General features: G+C 62.1%; 7 protein-coding genes, 2 other RNA genes and 5 pseudogenes. 6 read left to right on the top strand and 8 right to left on the bottom strand.

What is annotated here, in order from left to right; genetic code table 11:
* Nucleotides 1-69 precede the first annotated feature (69 nt).
* Nucleotides 70-1,491 (top strand): multidrug transporter subunit MdtD, encoded by a 1,422-nt coding sequence (gene mdtD, locus PD885_RS04845; RefSeq protein ID WP_002807948.1) that lies wholly within the window; start codon nt 70-72, stop codon nt 1,489-1,491.
* A gap of 338 nt (nt 1,492-1,829) precedes the next feature.
* On the opposite strand, the gene PD885_RS04840 is transcribed toward mdtD, so the two are convergent.
* The 3 genes from PD885_RS04840 to PD885_RS04830 form a co-directional block, all read right to left on the bottom strand.
* Entirely contained in the window at nt 1,830-2,798 is a 969-nt protein-coding gene (locus PD885_RS04840) for an IS5 family transposase (protein ID WP_088056675.1), read from the bottom strand.
* Nucleotides 2,799-2,911: 113 nt separating this feature from the next.
* On the bottom strand, nt 2,912-6,526 hold the full coding sequence (locus PD885_RS04835) for a hybrid sensor histidine kinase/response regulator (protein ID WP_002807944.1): 3,615 nt from the start codon (nt 6,524-6,526) through the stop codon (nt 2,912-2,914).
* A gap of 167 nt (nt 6,527-6,693) precedes the next feature.
* A complete protein-coding gene (locus PD885_RS04830) occupies nt 6,694-10,224 on the bottom strand; it encodes a ligand-binding sensor domain-containing protein (protein ID WP_040762650.1) in 3,531 nt (1,176 codons plus the stop codon).
* Nucleotides 10,225-10,635: 411 nt separating this feature from the next.
* Here PD885_RS04830 and PD885_RS04825 point away from each other — a divergent pair.
* A non-coding RNA gene (locus PD885_RS04825) (sX9 sRNA) lies at nt 10,636-10,711 on the top strand.
* A gap of 348 nt (nt 10,712-11,059) precedes the next feature.
* Here the strand turns inward: PD885_RS04825 and PD885_RS04815 are convergent.
* The 3 genes from PD885_RS04815 to PD885_RS04805 all read right to left on the bottom strand — a co-directional run bounded on the left by PD885_RS04815 (nt 11,060) and on the right by PD885_RS04805 (nt 12,958).
* Nucleotides 11,060-11,338 carry a hypothetical protein gene (locus tag PD885_RS04815; protein ID WP_134656583.1) on the bottom strand — a complete coding sequence of 93 codons (279 nt, stop codon included), beginning with the start codon at nt 11,336-11,338 and terminating at the stop codon, nt 11,060-11,062.
* Nucleotides 11,339-11,430: 92 nt separating this feature from the next.
* On the bottom strand, nt 11,431-11,799 hold the full coding sequence (locus PD885_RS04810) for a response regulator (RefSeq protein ID WP_002807936.1): 369 nt from the start codon (nt 11,797-11,799) through the stop codon (nt 11,431-11,433).
* Nucleotides 11,792-12,958 carry a PAS domain S-box protein gene (locus PD885_RS04805; protein WP_002807934.1) on the bottom strand — a complete coding sequence of 389 codons (1,167 nt, stop codon included), beginning with the start codon at nt 12,956-12,958 and terminating at the stop codon, nt 11,792-11,794. Before PD885_RS04805 ends, PD885_RS04810 begins: the two co-directional genes overlap by 8 nt.
* Before the next feature lie 184 nt (nt 12,959-13,142).
* On the opposite strand from PD885_RS04805, the pseudogene PD885_RS04800 reads away from it, so the two are divergent.
* The 4 genes and pseudogenes from PD885_RS04800 to PD885_RS04785 all read left to right on the top strand — a co-directional run.
* Nucleotides 13,143-13,939 (top strand): annotated as a pseudogene (locus tag PD885_RS04800) (IS5 family transposase).
* Nucleotides 13,940-14,012: 73 nt separating this feature from the next.
* Nucleotides 14,013-14,088: non-coding RNA, sX9 sRNA (locus PD885_RS04795), on the top strand.
* An 82-nt stretch (nt 14,089-14,170) separates the two neighbouring features.
* A pseudogene (locus PD885_RS04790) lies at nt 14,171-14,652 on the top strand (histidine kinase); the annotation flags it as partial.
* 174 nt (nt 14,653-14,826) lie between these two features.
* A pseudogene (locus PD885_RS04785) lies at nt 14,827-14,928 on the top strand (thiol reductase thioredoxin); the annotation flags it as partial.
* A 70-nt stretch (nt 14,929-14,998) separates the two neighbouring features.
* Here the strand turns inward: PD885_RS04785 and PD885_RS04780 are convergent.
* Both PD885_RS04780 and PD885_RS04775 read right to left on the bottom strand, forming a co-directional pair.
* A pseudogene (locus tag PD885_RS04780) lies at nt 14,999-16,617 on the bottom strand (TonB-dependent receptor); the annotation flags it as partial.
* Nucleotides 16,601-16,825: pseudogene (locus PD885_RS04775) on the bottom strand (molecular chaperone HtpG); the annotation flags it as partial. The pseudogenes PD885_RS04775 and PD885_RS04780, both read right to left, overlap by 17 nt.
* Nucleotides 16,826-17,010 lie beyond the last annotated feature (185 nt).

Here is a 17,010-nt window from a genome sequence, read left to right as displayed (position 1 = left end):
GCGCACAACCTTCTGAGTTCCTGCACACCGCAGCCGGAATAATGTGACGTTCTATCGAACGTAGCAACCATGTCTCAGCCCGTCTCCGCATTGCGTCCCTACGACACCATAAAGCCGCTGTTGTGGCTGGTGTCGCTGGCGATCTTCATGCAGATGCTGGATGCCACCATCGTCAACACGGCGTTACCGTCGATGGCGCGCAGCCTGCACGAAAGCCCGCTGCAGATGCAGTCGGTGGTCTTCAGTTATGCGCTGGCGGTAGCGATGTTCATCCCGGCATCGGGCTGGATTGCAGACCGCTTCGGCACGCGACGCACCTTTCTGGCGGCGATTATCGTGTTCACGCTGGGCTCGTTGCTGTGCGCAGCCGCGCAGCGATTGCCGCAGTTGGTGGCAGCGCGCGTGGTACAAGGGGTCGGCGGCGCAATGCTGCTGCCGGTAGGCAGATTGGCGGTGCTCAAGACGGTGGCACGCGAAGACTTCTTGCGTGCGATGAGCTTCATCGCCATTCCAGCACTGATCGGCCCGCTCATCGGCCCCACCTTGGGTGGCTGGCTGGTGGAAGTCGCCTCGTGGCATTGGGTGTTCTTGATCAATCTGCCGATCGGCGTGATCGGCTTTATTGCCGCGCTCAAGATCATGCCGGACCACTACGGCGAAGCGCGCAAACGCTTCGATCTGATCGGATATTTGATGCTGGCGTTCGGCATGGTGGCGCTGTCGCTGGCCTTGGACGGCATTTCCGAACTCGGCCTGCGCCACGCGTTTGTGATGCTGCTGGCGATCGGCGGGCTGGCGGCGTTGGCTGGCTATTGGCTGCATGCGGGCAACACCACCAACGCGGTGTTTCCGCTGGCCTTGTTCAAGGTGGCCAGTTATCGCATCGGCATTCTGGGCAATCTGTTCGCACGCGTGGGCAGCAGCTCGATGCCGTTGCTGATTCCGTTGTTGCTGCAAGTGGGCTTAGGGATGAGCCCGATGAATGCCGGACTGATGATGGTGCCGGTGGCGCTGGCCGGCATGGCCACCAAACGTTCAGCGGTGAAGCTGGTCGGCCACTTCGGCTACCGCCGCACCCTGATGCTCAATACCGTGCTGGTGGGCCTGGCGATGGCTAGCTTCGCATTGATCGACGTCGGTCAATCGCTCTGGATGCGCTTGGTGCAGTTGACGTGCTTTGGCGGCGTAAATTCACTGCAATTTACCGTGATGAACACCGTCACCCTGCGCGACTTGGGCCGCGAGCATGCCAGCCCAGGCAACAGCCTGCTGTCGATGGTGATGATGCTGGCAACCGGCTTCGGCGCGGCGGCGGCGGGCAGCTTGTTGACCGCGTTCAACACGCATCTGGGCGACAGCCACGGTGCCACCGCAGCACTGCACGCGACCTTCCTGTGCGTTGGTGCGATGACGCTGTCCTCGACGCTGATTTTCTGGCAGCTGGCCGAGACCCGGCCACATCCAAAGCAGGTCGAAGAGGTGGCGGAATAGACACGCATTGCGAGGCAATGACTACTCAGCGAGTGAGCGATGTGCGAAAAGCGCACCACATAGAGATTTCCAAGCGTTTCAGAGACAGTTGGCGTTTGCAGAATCGCTCCAAGACATACGCCTGCACTGACCTGGCCGTTCGCGACTCAGGCTCGATGGCCGCTGTCGCGACCTGACCTGTTTGCAGGCATTGAAGCGACACCTGCGCGCTAGGGAAGGTCTGAACAACGCACCAGACCTCTAAAATTCGAGCCTGCTGCGTGCCAATAGCGCACAGAGTTGATGCGTACGATACGATTTCTACGGTTTCTTGCGGCGTTGGCTGGCGCCAGACAGCATTATCCCCTGGCCGGCAGCAACTGCCGGCGCACCATCCACAGATTGGATAGTGCGAACAGGGTCAGCACATGCGCGGTGTTCTTGGCCAGGCCGCGATAGCGGACCTTGGTGTAGCCAAACTGGCGTTTGATCACGCGGAATGGATGCTCCACCTTCGCACGCACACTTGCTTTGAAGTATTCCCAACGTTCTTCCTGGCGGCGCTCGCGTTTGTTGCCAATGGCTTGAATCGTCGAACGCTTGGCGGCAATGAAAAAACCAGCCTTGCAGGTCTGCAGTTCTTCGCGTTTGTCCGCACCGGTGTAGCCGCTGTCGCCGAACACACTGTCTTCTTTGCCGTGCAGCAATGCGTGGGTCACCGTGACATCGGCCACATTGGCAGCCGTACAACGGACGTGGTGCACCAGCCCGGAAAACTCATCCACGCCGATGGGTGCCTTCATCCCAAAATACCACTGATTGCCTTTCTTGGTCTGATGCATTTCAGGGTCGCGCGCGCGGTCGGTGTTCTTGGTCGAACTGGGCGCAGCGATCAGGGTTGCATCGACGATCGTGCCGGACCGCAGGCTCTGACCCTTGCGCACCAGATCCGCGTTGACGGCCTCCAGCATCCGCGCTGCAAGGCCATGGGTTTCCAGCAAGCGGCGAAAGTTGAGAATCGTGGTCTCGTCGGGAACATTGTCCAAACCACCGAGCCGGGCAAAACGGCGCAAGGTCCGGATCTCGTGCAACGCTTCTTCCATCGCCGGATCGCTCAACGCATACCACTGCTGCAGCAAATGAATCGGCAACATCGTCGCCAGTGCGTACGGCTGTCGACCAGGCCGCCCCGACACCGGATAGTGCGGCGCGATCAGTCCGAGCAAATGCCTCCACGGAACCACCTGCTCCATCTCGGCCAGGAAGATCTCGCAGCGAGTCTGCTTGCGCTTGCCCAAACCTTCAGCGTCACCGAACGTCAGTTGCATGGATGACTCCTCAACGTAGGTGTGTAGTGTCGCGCATTTGAAGTGCGTTGTTCAGAGGTTCCCTAGCGCAGATCGCGCGGCATCGCCCGCCCGCACTCGCGGGTTATCAAAGCCTAACCATCCTCGCGCGGACGCGCCCGTCGCAACGTATCGGCAATGGTGTCGGCCAGCATGTCGCCAGTGAGCGGCTTGCGCAGGAAACTGTCGAACCCCGCCTCCTGCGCAGTGGGTTCGGCCGCTTCATCGGAGCGCGCGGTCACCGCAATCAGCGGCATGTCGTAGCCAAACACGCGCAACTGCCGCGCCAGTGCGAATCCATCCAGGCCGGGCAAATCCAGATCCAGCAAGGCCAGGTCAAAGATGTTGTCGGCCGCTTCGGTCAACGCGGCCAAGCCATGCGGGGCATGCACCACCGAGTGGCCCTGCGAACGCAGCAGGCCGAGGATGACCTCAGCGATAGTAGGGTCGTCTTCCACCAACAGGATGCGCTGCGGTGCAACCGCCGCGCCGGCACGCGCCACTTCGCCGCCAAACGTTGCGTTGGAGGCCACCCAGCGCAGCGGCAGATCCACCACAAAACGCGTACCGGCGCCGAGACGACTGATTACCTCGATATGTCCGTCCATCGCCATCGCCAGTTCCTGACAAATCGCCAGTCCCAGGCCACTGCCGCCATAGCGCGAAGTAGTCTTGGCACCGTCGCCTTGTTCAAAGCGCTGGAATAGTCGCGCCTTTTGTTCGGCATTGATGCCCGGCCCGGTGTCGGCCACTTCAAAGCGCAAGCCCTGATAGGAACCGAGCGTGGTCAACTTCAAACCGACCACGCCGCGCTCGGTAAATTTGATAGCGTTGCTGAGCAGATTGAGCAAAATCTGCCGAATGCGGGTGGAATCGCCGCTGGCGGTGATGTCGCCGAGCAGGCCCACTTCAAGGCTGAAACGCAAGCCGCGCTCTCGCGCCAGCGGTGCCATCAACGCTTCGACTTCGGCCATGAGTTGGCGTACCGAAAATGGCTCCAGATCCAGTTCCAGGCGCCCGGATTCGATCCGCGCCAGGTCCAGCGCATCGTTGACCAGCCGCAGCAGATGCGCGCCAGCGCGGCGGATCGATTCGGTATAGCTGCGCTGCTTATTGTCCAGCGAGGTCTTGAGCAACAACTCGCTCATGCCCAACACACCAGTCATCGGCGTGCGCACTTCGTGTCCGAGCGTGGCCAGGAAACGTGTTTTGGCGAGCGACGCTTGCTCGGCCAGTTCCTGTTTGTGCACGGCCAATTGCCAGGCATTCAAACGACGCAGGCGGCGGCGATACAACAACACCGCCGCGGCGATGACGCATAGCGCAAGCAGGCCCAACAAGACCAGGCCCCATGGCGCCAGCCACCAGGGCGGCAGCACCTGAAAGCGCAGCGTCTGGGTCGCCGACCAGATGCCGTCGCCGGTACGGCCCTGCACTTCCAACGTGTAACGACCTGCTGGCAGACGCGAAAACAGCCGCTCGCCACTGGGCCCAACGTCGATCCAGTCCGGGTCGTAACCGCTGAGGCGGAAGCGGTAACCGTTGGATTCGGAGTCGGCAAAGCTGAGCAGGCGCGCAACGAAATGTAAATCGCGATCGCCGTCCTCAACCACCAGCGGCTCGACATGGCTGAGGTCCAGCCCGCGCTCGCCGCGGCGCAGCCCCACCTGTTCGATCACCAGCGGTACACGGCGGTCGTTGGGTTTTAGTTCGGCCGGATCGAAAATCACCAGACCGTCCGGCGTTGCTCCGACGATCAAACCTTTAGCCGACTGCACCAAAGACCGCGGCACGAACTGCGGATCAGGTAAGCCGTCGTGCACTCCATACACACGCACGCCACGGGTCGCAGGATCCACCCGAATTAATCCGCGCATGCTCGACAACCACGCAACGCCATCTCGATCGATCACCAAACCGTTCGGCGCCAATGCAGGGAATTCCTGCTCGGCACCGACAGTGTCCAAATGCTGCAGCACGCCGTTTTTCCATAGATAGCGATGCAGCTTCCCCAGGCCGGCGAACCAGGCGACCTGGCTGTCGCTGAAGCGAAGAGTGAAAATTTGCTCGTTGGGTGCGCCGGGAATCGGTTCGAAGCGCGCGCTGTCCGCATTCCACTGCAGCACCCCACGATTGGTCGCCAGCCACAGGTTTCCTTCCGGGCCGGTCTGCAGTTCATGCACGACCTGATCGCGATCCAGTCCGTGACTGCCACGCAGCACGGCCCGTATCACATGCCCCTCCTCGTCGCGCTCCTGCAACCCTACTGCGGTGTTGATCCATATGTGTCGGTCGCCGGTCTGCTGCAAACTGTCCTGCGAGGCATCCAACGCAGCATCCTGATGAGCGGAGCTCGACCGGCTGGCACCGTCGTTCCAGCTTAGCAATTGGCCGTTTGCCGGATCGAAGCGCAGCAGTTCGGCGTATTGACCAATCCAGACCCTGCCCTTGCGATCCTCAAGCACGCTGTTGGCCCAACTCGCCGTGCCAAGAGTCGATCGCACTCGCTCGATCTTGCCGATGCCCGGATCGACACGCTCGAGCACGCCGGATGTGCCCACCAGCCACAACCGGCCATCGCGTGACTTGGCCGCAGCTTGCGTCGCCAGATTTCCGCCCTGGCCACCATCGTCGATCAGGTTGAACACGACCGCAAAACGTCGCCAGTTCGATGGCAAATGCCAGAGTCCTCCGTTGGGGCTGGCAAACCACACACCGCCTTCGCGGTCCTGATAGGCGGACTCCCAGTTGGGGCGGATCCGACCATGCGCCGAGAGGCTGTACAACGGCACGTTCTGCACGTCCTTGCCGATCGCATGGCCCAGCCCGGCCAATGTATCAAGCCAATAACTGCCATCGTGGTCGCGTAACAGCACGCCAAGGACAGGGTATTGCGCAGACGTGTTCCACGAATGCGGACTCAGGCGTCCATTAGGATCACGCCGGAACAGCTTGTCGTCGCTGGTGCCGATCCACACACTGCCATCGTGATCTGCAGTGAGCCGGGTAATGATTTGCGCAGTACCGTCCGGAAAGACCTGCCGTTCGAAATCCTTGCCGGTCCAATGCGCGGCGCCATCGGCGGTGCCGACCCACAAGGTGTCTTCTGCGTCGACGTCGAGTCGGTAGATGGCATCGTTGGGCAGGCTGTGCGGATCGTCGGCACGGTGGGTGAAATGATCCAAAGACCCATCCGGTCGCAACCGATACAGGCCGTTGATTTCGGTACCGAACCAGATGCTGCCGTCTTCGGTGGATGTGATGTTCCAAATCGCAGCCCCACGCAGCTGCGGGTAGCGGGCGCCATCGTAAAACGTGAAGGTGTGACGCGCGGTATCCAGCATGGCCAGACCAGCCATGCCGGTTCCGATCCAGACGCGGTTACGCTTGTCGACATGGACGGCCCAGACCTGGTTGTCGCGTAGTCCCTCTTCGATGCGCCAGATGCGGTAATTGCGGCCGTCGTAGCGTGCCAGCCCATCGCTGCTGGCCAACCACAGATAGCCGTTTTCGTCCTCATCCAACCCGTACACCATGTTGGACGGCAGCCCATCGGCCACCGTCAACTGGCGCGGCTGCGGCAACACCGGCACACCGCCCAGCACCAACGTTGGCCAACCGCACAGCATGACCAGGCACACCAGCAATATGCAACGCGCGATTACAGTGGTCGCCAGCACGCGTGGGGCGAGGCATTTGGGTTGAAGCATGCGTTCTTGTTTCCTTTGGACGCATAGTGCGGACCGCGCACGGTGCTGGCAACACGTGCGGCTGCGATCTTGGCGATCGAGCGCATTGGACAGCCATCGCGTGCGCGCGTTACTTCAAGGCACGGCGCCAGCGTTGGCCGAAGATGGTCGACCATCAACCAGCGCCCTCACCCATGCAAGGGTATCGGCTGCGTGTCAGCGCGTACCCGCGCGGCCGCGATCGCCTGTACCAGCAAATCAGCCGTCACCGGCTTGCGCAGGAATCCATCAAAGCCTGCAGCCTGCGCTTGCGTCTCGGCGCTGCCATCGGTACGTGCGGTAACTGCAAGTAGCAGGAACGCGTGGCCAAGCTGGCGCAGCTGCGATGCCAGTGCGAACCCGTCCAAGCCCGGTAGATCCAGATCCAGCAGGGCCACGTCGAAACCGCCATCTACGGCTTCCGACAACGCCGCCAACCCATTCGCGGCGTGCACCACGCGATGGCCGCGACCGATCAGCAGGCCGCAGATCACTTCGGCCACGGTGGGGTCGTCTTCCACCAACAAAATGCGAAGCGACTCGCCCGCCAACGTCTGTACCTGCCCACTGGCGATGCGCACGCCGGAGCGGTCGAGCGGCAACGGTAGGTCCACGGTGAATTGAGTGCCCATGCCAAGCCGGCTACGCACGCGAATCTTGCCATTCATCGCCACGGTGAGCTCCTGGCAGATCGCCAGCCCCAAACCGCTGCCGCGGTAGCGCGAACTGGTGCGCGCGCCTTCGCCCTGTTCGAAGCGCTGAAACAAGCGTTTCTGCTGCTCCGGCCCGATACCGGGCCCCGAATCGCGCACTTTGAAGCGGAGGTTGTCGCCATGCTGACTGATCAAGAGCGCGACCTCGCCGCGTTCGGCAAATTTGATCGCGTTGCCAAGCAGATTGATCAAGATCTGGCACACCCGCGTGGCATCGCCCAGCACCACCAGATGGGCAGGCAGTTGATTGCGGTAGTGGAAACGCAAGCCGCGCGCTTCGGCGATGGGATGCATGAAATCGGCCAGCTCCTGAGCAAGCTGCGATGGGTCGAACGGCTGCTGCACCAACTCCAGTTTGCCGGCCTCGATCCGGGCCAGATCCAGCGCATCGTTGACCAGCCGCAACAGATGCGTACCAGCGTTACGGATCGCATCGACGTGCCCCCGCTGCTTGGCATTCAGTGGCGTAGCCAACAGCAATTCGCTCATGCCCAACACACCGGTCATCGGCGTGCGCACTTCGTGCCCCAGTGTTGCCAGGAAATGCGACTTGGCAATCGACGCCTGCTCGGCAAGCTGCTGGCTTTGCTGCGCCAAGACCCAGGCTTGTTGACGCCGCACACGTCGTCGCCAGGCCCAGATCCCAAGGCACAACAGCAGCACGCAGAGCAATGCGGCGACCAGTTGCGCCGGTGTGCTCAACCACCACGGTGGGCGCACTTCCAATTGCAGCGTCGGCGCGGCGACCCAATCGCCATCGCCGGCACGCGCCTGCACTCCGATGCGGTAGTCGCCGGGCGGCAGGCGCGAGATCACACGTTCGCCGCTGGCGCCCTGCTCCACCCAACGCTCGTCGTAGCCATCTACGCGGTAGCGGTAGTGCGCAGAGGCGGGATCGACGAACGACAGCAATCGCGCACTGATGCGTAGATCGCGATCGCGCGCCTGCAAGACCACCGGGCCCTTGTGCGGAATCGGCTGCGAGCGCTCGGCATCGTTGCGACGTACCTGCATCGACTCGATCACCAAAGGTGCCGACGGTGCCGGGGAAAACGGCCGCGATGGATCCAATAGCACGATGCTGCTAGTGGTCAGCGCCAACACCTGACCACTGGGGCCGGTGACCGGTGGGCGCATCGAAAATTCGCTGTCCGGCAGGCCATCGCGCTGACCGAACATCCGTACCTGCGACTGGCCACGTTTATAGGCGAACAGGCCGCGCGAGGTGGTCGCCCACACCGTGTCTGCGCCGCCCAGCGCAAGGCCGCGTATCTCGGTAGACGGCAGACCTTGCTCGCGCCCGACCCGCTCCAGCAAGCGCGCGCGCTGACTATCCCAGCTGTAACGCTCCAGTGCGCCGGAGCGGCCCGCCCAGAACTCGTGTGGCGATACGAAGGCAAGCGCATAGACCTCACCTCCACCGATCACCTTGCGAAACTTCTCCCCCTGCCATACCCAGAGTCCGTCGCCGGCTGCCACCCAGGCATCGCCATCAGGGCGTATCACCAGTTGCTGCGCCATGCCGCCGACTTCACTGAGGTCGGTGCCGAAGCGGTACGTCCCCAGCATGCGTCCATCTGCCGCACGCCGCTGTACGCCTCCTTCCACAATCGATATCCAGAACTCCCCATCGATGCCCGGCGTCATCAGCTCAACCCGGTGCATGTCGGAGGTGTCGATCTCCATCGCAAGTTTGCGTTTCTCCCCGGTTGCCGGGGTGTAGCGTGTGATGCCATCACGCAGCGCAATCCATAGGCTGCCATCACCGGCCGGCAGCACCGACTGCACGGTGCCGCCGCCCAACACGTCGCTGTGCAGTACTGGCACCACATCGCCCTGGTCGCCGATCCGATAGACCCCTTCGCCGGTCGTTACCAGAAAACTGTCGCCATCGGCGGCAGCGTTCACTAGGTACAGGCTCTCCAGTGGCTTGCCCTGGGTTTCAAAAATCGTGGAGAAGCGCCGCCAATCCGGCGGCAAATAGGCGACACCTTGCGAAATCAGCCCAAGCCATAGCGCGCCCTGCCGGTCCTGCATCACGTCGAGCACACCGCTATGGGCGGTAAGAAAGCCGCTGCCACGATCGCCTTCCATCACCCGCAGCGCGGTTTCCCCAGGCGCAACTCGAAAAAAGCCATCGGCCGCGCCGATCCAGTAACCGCCGTGCACATCGTGCACTACGCTGGCAGCACGCAAGGTGGCCGCTCCAGTCCACGGCGCCGGCTCCAACACACCTGCCGGCGTCACGCGGTAGAGCCCCTTGCTGCTGCCCACCCACAGCGTGCCGTCCGGATCCTTGCTCAACTTGAAGACTGTAGCGCTCAGCCGGTCCGGCGCAATGCGCACGAAGCGCTCGCCATCGCGCATCACCAAGCCGCTGGCGGTGCCGATCCACAGCCGGCCACGCGCGTCGGTCAGCATGCTCATGATCGTGTCGCTGGGCAGACCATCCGGCGCATTGGGCGTGGCACGGAACACAGTCACCCTCCCGTTTTCTTCGCGTCGGCACAAACCTGCGCTGCTGGTCCCCAACCAGATCGCGCCCTGCGCCTGCGCTAACGCCCAGACCTGCCCCGCACATGCTTCGCCGACGTCGGGAAAGGTCGCAAACACCTCGCGCTCTGCATCCAACATGCTTAGTGGCGAGCCGTTGGCGCCGATCCAGACCCTGTCGCGATCATCGACGAGGAGCGTTTCCAGTTCGTTGCCCGGGATCGAGCTCGCGTTATGCGGATCGTGCTGCCACACCTGCAAGCCGATGCCGTCGTAGCGCGCCAGGCCATCGCTGGTCGCCGCCCACACATAGCCCTGCCGATCCTGCGCCAATGCCAGCACCATCCGCGAGGGCAAACCTTCAGCTGGCCCGAACCGGCGCATGCGCGGGGTCTCGATCTGGTTCACCGCCGCTGCATCCGCGCCGATCAGCAGCACTAACCCAGCGAACAACGACAACAACACGTTCTGCATCTTCATCCTTGCCCCAACGCCGGCTGCGCGGCAGCGCCTGCCCCGCACGGTGCACTGTACCTGCTCCGCGAGGGCTGACCCTAGAGCGTGTTGCTCACTTTGGGATGAGATAGGTTGGTGGTCAGCGGTGCGGAGCCGGTGCGGCATGGCGCCGACCTGGCTGGCGCCAAGGCAAGCAGCGTGGCGAATGCTACGTGCCGCTGACCACCAACCCGTCCGGGAAGTGGGCTGTGGCGCGACGACACTGCGTTGCGGTGGCGCTGCCAGCGCGCTCGATCGTGATGCTCAAGTTGGAGTGAGCGATGGCGTGCATGGCTGCACAACCTTGCAGTTTCGAGAGCCCGGCTAAGAGCGGCCAACAAAACGACTGCGTTCACCGCCAGGCGGGCGCGGCCGGTGCTCGGAATCGGCATGTACCACGCGTACCCTGCGGTTGCTTCGCACCCTCCGCGCCCACCTGGCGACTGCTCGCTACGTTTTGTTAGCCACTCTAAGCTGGCACAGACGGCAGCGCTGGCTGAGCGATGTGCCACTCCGCTGGCAGGCCTTCGAGCACGTGGTCCATGAAAGCACGCATTTCGGAGTGAAGCGACGCAGAGGTAGAGACGCAATGGCTCCGGTGCGGCCTAGGTGGTGTCGCTCGCATCCGGTACGAACAGCGGTTGCAACTCGCCGCGCTGCAGGTAAGACTGTCCCACGAGCGCGATGCCACGCTGGCGGCGGCGTGTTTGCGCTGAAGGAGCTGCTGCGCGTGCTCGGTCGCGCCGTGCACCGCTTGGGCCATCCGTGGATGCATGTTGTTTGGCCGCGAGCATCGGCTGCGGCTGACCTGCGGTCAGAGCATTTGTGCCGTGTCGCCGCATTGCAGCCGATCCACGAAGGCATGCACCGAGGGTTGCGCATAACGCGGCAAACCCGCATCCAGCTGACTGGCCAGCAAGGCTTTACCTTGCAATAGTTCCTTGAGGAGGGTGCTGGCCTCCTTCAGCACCGCACCCAGCTCTTCGCGTCGGAACGCGTCCAGCCGGTGGATATTCTGCTGGATGCCGTCGTTGAACACCTCGACGACCACTTGATAGGCGATGACGCTTTTTAGCGTGTTGTAGACCGGCAAACCGTTTTCGTGCCCAAAACGCTGAGCTGTGAGCGAATGCAGGCCAGCGGCATTGAAAGCGCACGCATCCACCTGAAAACAAAAAGCAACGTTTACGCGTTGGCTGCAGCGCCTTTCAGTATGTCGATGAGCTGACGCAAGCGATAGGGCTTGGGCAGAAAATCGACCTGCGCCGGTAGCGGCGGCAGTTCCGTCTTCGCAAATCCGGATGCCAGAATGACGCGTGCTTGCGGCAGCAGCTGCGCCACCTGCTCGCTCAATTCGATGCCCGACATGCCGTTGGGCATGCGGATGTCGCTGAACACCACATCGTACGGGCCGTTCTCGCGCAGCATACGCAACGCGCTTTGGCCATCGTCGGCGGTATCGACGGTGATGCCTGCATCGCGCAGCGCCTCGCTGATCAATTCGCGCAGTTCTTCTTGATCTTCAACCATCAGCAGGCGCAGGGTTTCAGCCATGCTCGGCCTCCTCGATGGCCGGAAGATACAGGGTAACGGTGGTGCCGCGTTCGGGTGCGGTCTCAAGCTCGACAAAACCGCCGGATTGGGACGCAAAGCCGAACACCTGGCTCAATCCCAGGCCGGAGCCCTTGCCCACATCTTTGGTGGTGAAAAACGGTTCGCTGGCGCGTTGCGCGACAGGCGCGGACATACCACGGCCGTTGTCGCGCACTGCAATACTGACGTAGCGGCGCTGTGGGCCGTGCGGATCAGACAACGCAACGCGCAGCGTTGCGGCGGTCGCCACGACGATGGCACCGCCCGTAGGCATGGCATCGCAGCTGTTGAAAATCAAATTGAGCAATGCCGCTTCCAGCTGACCGGGGTCTATGCACACGTCCGGCAATGCTTCGGCGAATTCCAACGACAGGCCGACGCCGGCCGGGCACGCGCGCCGCAGCAGCAGTTCCAGCGAACCTGCCAACACGTCATTAGCGGCATGACGCTCTGGGACCAGCCGCTGCCCACGCGCAAAGGCCAGAAGTTGGCGCGTCAGCAAGGTGCCGCGATCCACCGCGGTTTGCGCCGCGTTTATCAACATGCGGGTACGCGCATCATCGCCGCTGCGCAGCGCGATCAGATCCAGGCTGGTCACCATTACCGTCAACAGGTTGTTGAAATCGTGCGCTACACCCAGCGTCAACTTGCCTAGCGCTTCAACTTTCTGCGAGCCCAGGAACGCATGCTGCGCCTGTTGCAGCAGACGCTGCGCTTCATGCCGCTCGGTCACGTCGCGGGTGACCATGGCAAAGCCGACCAGCATACCGAGTTCCAGCACCGGCTCGATCACCACGCTGGCCCAAAAACGGCTGCCGTCCTTACGCACGCGCCAGCCTTCGGCAGCAAAGCGCCCTTCGCGTGCGGCGATTTCCAGGTTGTGGGTCGGCTCGTCGCGTTGCACATCCTCGGAAAGATAAAAGCGCGAAAAATGCACGCCTAACACTTCGCCTGCGCTGTAACCCTTGATGCGTTCGCTGCCCGGGTTCCAGCTACGCACATAACCGACCGTATCGAGCAGACAGAGCGCGTAATCGGCCACGCTCTGCACCAACAGCTGACACTGCCGGCTGTCGTAAGAAAACGGCCCTGCACTGTCGACGGCAGTTTCCGCATCCATCGCGCGATGTTTTCCCCTTGAAAGCGCGCGACCATAGTGACGGGTGCGTGAAGGCAACGTGGAAGCCAACCCAGCCGGAAAATCATCAAAAATCCCGGCGATTTTTGCGTGAATCTTATCGGCTACCATGACCGCCCTCTAAGAACCTGTTCACGATCTTTCCTGATTGGTGCAGACTCTGCGGATGCGCCAAAAAACCTATCCGAGCGACATGAGCCGGGAGCGTTTCGAACACATCCTCCCGATCCTGGAACAAGCGCGCAAGCGCACCAAGCCACGCCGAGTGGATATGTATGAGGTGTGGTGCGCAGTGTTGTACGTGCTGCGAACCGGTTGCCAATGGCGAGCGCTACCCAGCGACTTTCCGAAGTGGCGGACCGTGCACTCGTACTTTGCCAAGTGGGGCGAGTGCGACGATGAAGGAGTGAGCCTGCTGGAGCGGGCGCTCAAAAAATCAGGTTGGCGTGGCCCGCCAGAAACAGGAGCGCAACATCTTCAGCAGGTTCTTGATCGTGGACGCGCAGAGCGTCAAGAACACGGACACAGCCGGGCAAAAGGGATATGACGCGGGCAAAAAGGTGTCGGGCATCAAGCGGCATATCGCTGTTGATACCCAGGGTGCCCTATGCCATCGCGGTGACGACGGCGGAGGTGACCGACCGCAAAGGTGCGCTGCGGGCGCTGGAGCGCTGTCAGTCAAACTTGACGCATGTACAAAGCCTGCTGTGCGACAGTGGTTACACCGGAGTACCGTTTGCCGAAGGCGTACGAGAGATTCTAGGCGAGCAGCTCACGGTGCAGATTGCCAAGCGCAGCGAACTGCACACCTTCAAGGTCATGCCCAAGCGCTGGATCGTCGAGCGCAGTTTTGCCTGGCTGGAGAAAAACCGAAGGCTGTGGAAGAACTGCGAGCGCAAACTCAACACCAGCTTGCAGTTCATCCATCTGGCCTTCTTGGCGCTTCTACTCAAAAGATCGTGAACAGGCTCTTAGAGCGGCTCACAAAACTACTGCGCTCACCGCCAGGCGGGCGCGGCCGGTGATCGGAATCGGCATGTACCACGCGTACACTGCGGTTCCTCCACGTCGTCCACACTCACCTGGCGACTGCTCGCCACGTTTTGTTAGCCACTCTAGGTTCGGCCCGCGCACCTTATGCAGAACATCTCGAACGCACGCGGCCGCTGAATCCGGGTCATCGCAGGGGCCTTGATGGCTGGCACCCTGGGGACGGAATTGGTCACCCTACGCCGCTATGAGGTGTGGTTGACCTAGTTCGTGACGGTGGGCGCGACAGTCTTTCAAAATCGTCCGCAAGGACCGATGGTGGTGGGCGCGCTGCCTTGCGTACTGCTGGCGATTGGATTTCATCTTGCACCGCCGAGCACCAATTCGAGTTTCTACTCGGTTAATCGCAGTATTGGCGACGTGTGGTTTCTGGCGGTGTGGCGCTAGCGGTGACGCAGGCGGTCAGCGCGCGTCTCCAGGCAGAGTTTGCGCTGTGGCTGCAGCAGGCGGAAAACGCCATCGATACCAGTCTGCGTGGCGATCAAATCCCGGAAGATCTGGCCGATGCCGCGGTGTGCGCACTGTGCGACACGCTGGATGCGCAGGTGGGCGCGCTATATCGCATCGACGGCGAGCGCCTGCGCTTGATCAGCGGCGCCGCGTTGCCGAACGACGCACCCAAGACGGACCACTTCGTCAAGGCGCACTGCGGCACACTGCAGGCATGCAACGAAGACGGCGATGTGGTGTTCGAAGCGAGGCTGCGACGCCATCATCTGGCGGCGTAAGCGCAGCACTCGAATATCGTCACAGCAATGCCAAGTCGCGTTATCCCGCGGATGTTGTGCGATCACCGCCGCATGACCGACGCACCGCTGCTGCTCGCCTGCCCAAGCTACGCTGCGATGAATCGTGTCGAGCAGACGCGCCTATACGATCGGCCCAAGTGCGGCAACTGCCACAACCACGCAGCTGGCTCAGACCAACCATGCGACCATCGCTACGACGCGCACTCCGCAGTGATGCAGCCGCTTACTGCCAGTTGACTTTGACCGACACGCCCATAACGCGCGGTTCGTTGTAGACCGCCGCCATGTAGTTTTCGATCGTGCCCTTGACGTTCTTCTGGTTGGCGATGTTGCGTGCGAATGCCGGCACTTCCCACGCACCATAGCCGCCGGTGTAAACGAGTTCGAGGCCACCTTCGAAATTGCCGTTTGCGCGAAACTCGGTGGAGTCGTACAGCACGAAGCTGGTTTGGCCCTGCTTGTTCCAATCGGTGGAGATGAAGAACGCACCGTCGTCGGTACCAACAGGGAGGTCGTAACGCGGCGCCAGATTGAGGTTGTACTTGGGTGCGTTGGGCAGCGGGTTGCCGTCAATCTACGCAAAGGTGTTGGCACCGAGGCGGATGCTGGGGTCGTTGACCGTGCACACCACCACGCCATTGAGCGCGCAGGCCTGCGCATAGATGCGATCGTCATGGATTTGGCTGTGCAACAGGCTGAGGCCGGCGGTTAGCGACAGATTGGAGATCGGGCACCAATCCAGATCGGCCTCCATGTCGTAGGCCTTGGCCTTGGCCTTGTCGGCATTGAACAGTACGCCGTTGCCGTCCGAATCGTTGCCGTTGAGCTGGATGTCATCGACCGTGTAGGTGAAGCCACTGACATTCAGGCGCAGGCGATTGTCGAACAGGCTGCTCTTGATGCCGGCTTCCCATGACAGGATGGTTTCCGAATCGGCGGTGGTGAAATCCGAATTGAATACCGCGCTGCGGCCCTGGATGGTCGGGCCGCGGAAGCCACGCGCCACGCGTGCATACACGCTCAGCTCGGGATTGATTTCTTACATCGCGCTGAGATCCCAACTGGGCTGGGTGTCGGACATGCGCACTTCGCGGCGGCCGCGATAGGTCACCGCACCATCGGCGGTGTCGGCGGTCTTGAGCAGACGGGTTTCCTTGGTGTCCTTGGTCTGGCTGATGCCGGCGGTCAGCGTGAGCGCATCGGTGGCCTTATAGCTGAACTGCCCGAAGCCGGCCCACGAGGTATCGGTGTTGCGCAGGCGCACCCAGTTGTTCGGATTGCGCGCGGCGGTCTGCAGGAAATACGCACGCTGATAGAAATCGGTGGTGTCGCGGCGCATCGAAGTAGAATGCGCCCACCTGCCATTGCAGTGCATCGTCGCCTTCGCTGACCAGGCGCAGTTCCTGCGTGTACTGGTCCAGGTCGCGGTTCCGGCCCATCGACTGGCCAAAGCCATTCGGCACACCATTGACCGGGGCATTGGCCGCCGCGCCACCATCGGTATCGCCACGGCTGTAGCCGGAGGTGGTTTCGTAGGCGGTGATGGAGGTCCGCGACACGCCGCCGAAGTCGTAGATCGCATTGATCGAGCCGCCGTCGGTCTGATACGCCTGCGGGTTGTCATGCGCCTCATCGTAGGCCACGCGGTCGCGCGACGTCCACCTTGTCGCTGCCGCGCGTGACCGTATTGCGCAGGAACAAGGTGGAGGTGCCATCGTAATCGCGCGTATGCACAGAGCCCAGCAGCGAGAACGCATCGTTGGGCTTCAACAGTAACTGCAGGTGCAGGCGCGCATTACGGTCGTTGTAACCGTCCATCGTATTCTTGCACGGGGTCTGCGTGCACTTCGATGCGCGATTCGCCCTGCCAATCGGGTTGCTCCAGGCGGCGACGCAGGATCGAGTCGTGCGCGTTCTGCAACAGCTCGCGCAACGCGACTACCGGTGTGGGTTACAGATGTTTACTGAGGGCGGACATCAGTCCATTGAGATCGACGCCTGCGCGGCGGACCTGCTAAGCATCCGCGGCCCAGGGGATGCGCTCTTGCATGATCGGTCGTCGTTTCCTCGGCGGCCACGCCGGTCTTCAGCCGCGCCTTCCGGGCGGCAGTGCGGGCCGAAGAGGATAGCCGCAAGCCACCTCGCACGCACGTCGCACTCTTGGAGTCCCGCCCTACGCTGCCGGCAGCCGACGACGGCTGCGTCACTTCACTGAAAACGACACGCCACGACCAC

This window comes from Xanthomonas fragariae (assembly GCF_900183975.1).
GTDB lineage: Bacteria > Pseudomonadota > Gammaproteobacteria > Xanthomonadales > Xanthomonadaceae > Xanthomonas > Xanthomonas fragariae.
This window is presented reverse-complemented; position numbering and strand designations above follow the sequence as displayed.

Bases quoted from the DNA above. Each gene is read 5' to 3' on its own strand.
- PD885_RS04805 (WP_002807934.1), bottom strand. From the start codon at position 12,958: ATGGATGCGGAAACTGCCGTCGACAGTGCAGGGCCGTTTTCTTACGAC.
- PD885_RS04835 (WP_002807944.1), bottom strand. From the start codon at position 6,526: ATGCTTCAACCCAAATGCCTCGCCCCACGCGTGCTGGCGACCACTGTA.
- PD885_RS04840 (WP_088056675.1), bottom strand. From the start codon at position 2,798: ATGCAACTGACGTTCGGTGACGCTGAAGGTTTGGGCAAGCGCAAGCAG.
- PD885_RS04810 (WP_002807936.1), bottom strand. From the start codon at position 11,799: ATGGCTGAAACCCTGCGCCTGCTGATGGTTGAAGATCAAGAAGAACTG.
- PD885_RS04830 (WP_040762650.1), bottom strand. From the start codon at position 10,224: ATGCAGAACGTGTTGTTGTCGTTGTTCGCTGGGTTAGTGCTGCTGATC.
- mdtD (WP_002807948.1), top strand. From the start codon at position 70: ATGTCTCAGCCCGTCTCCGCATTGCGTCCCTACGACACCATAAAGCCG.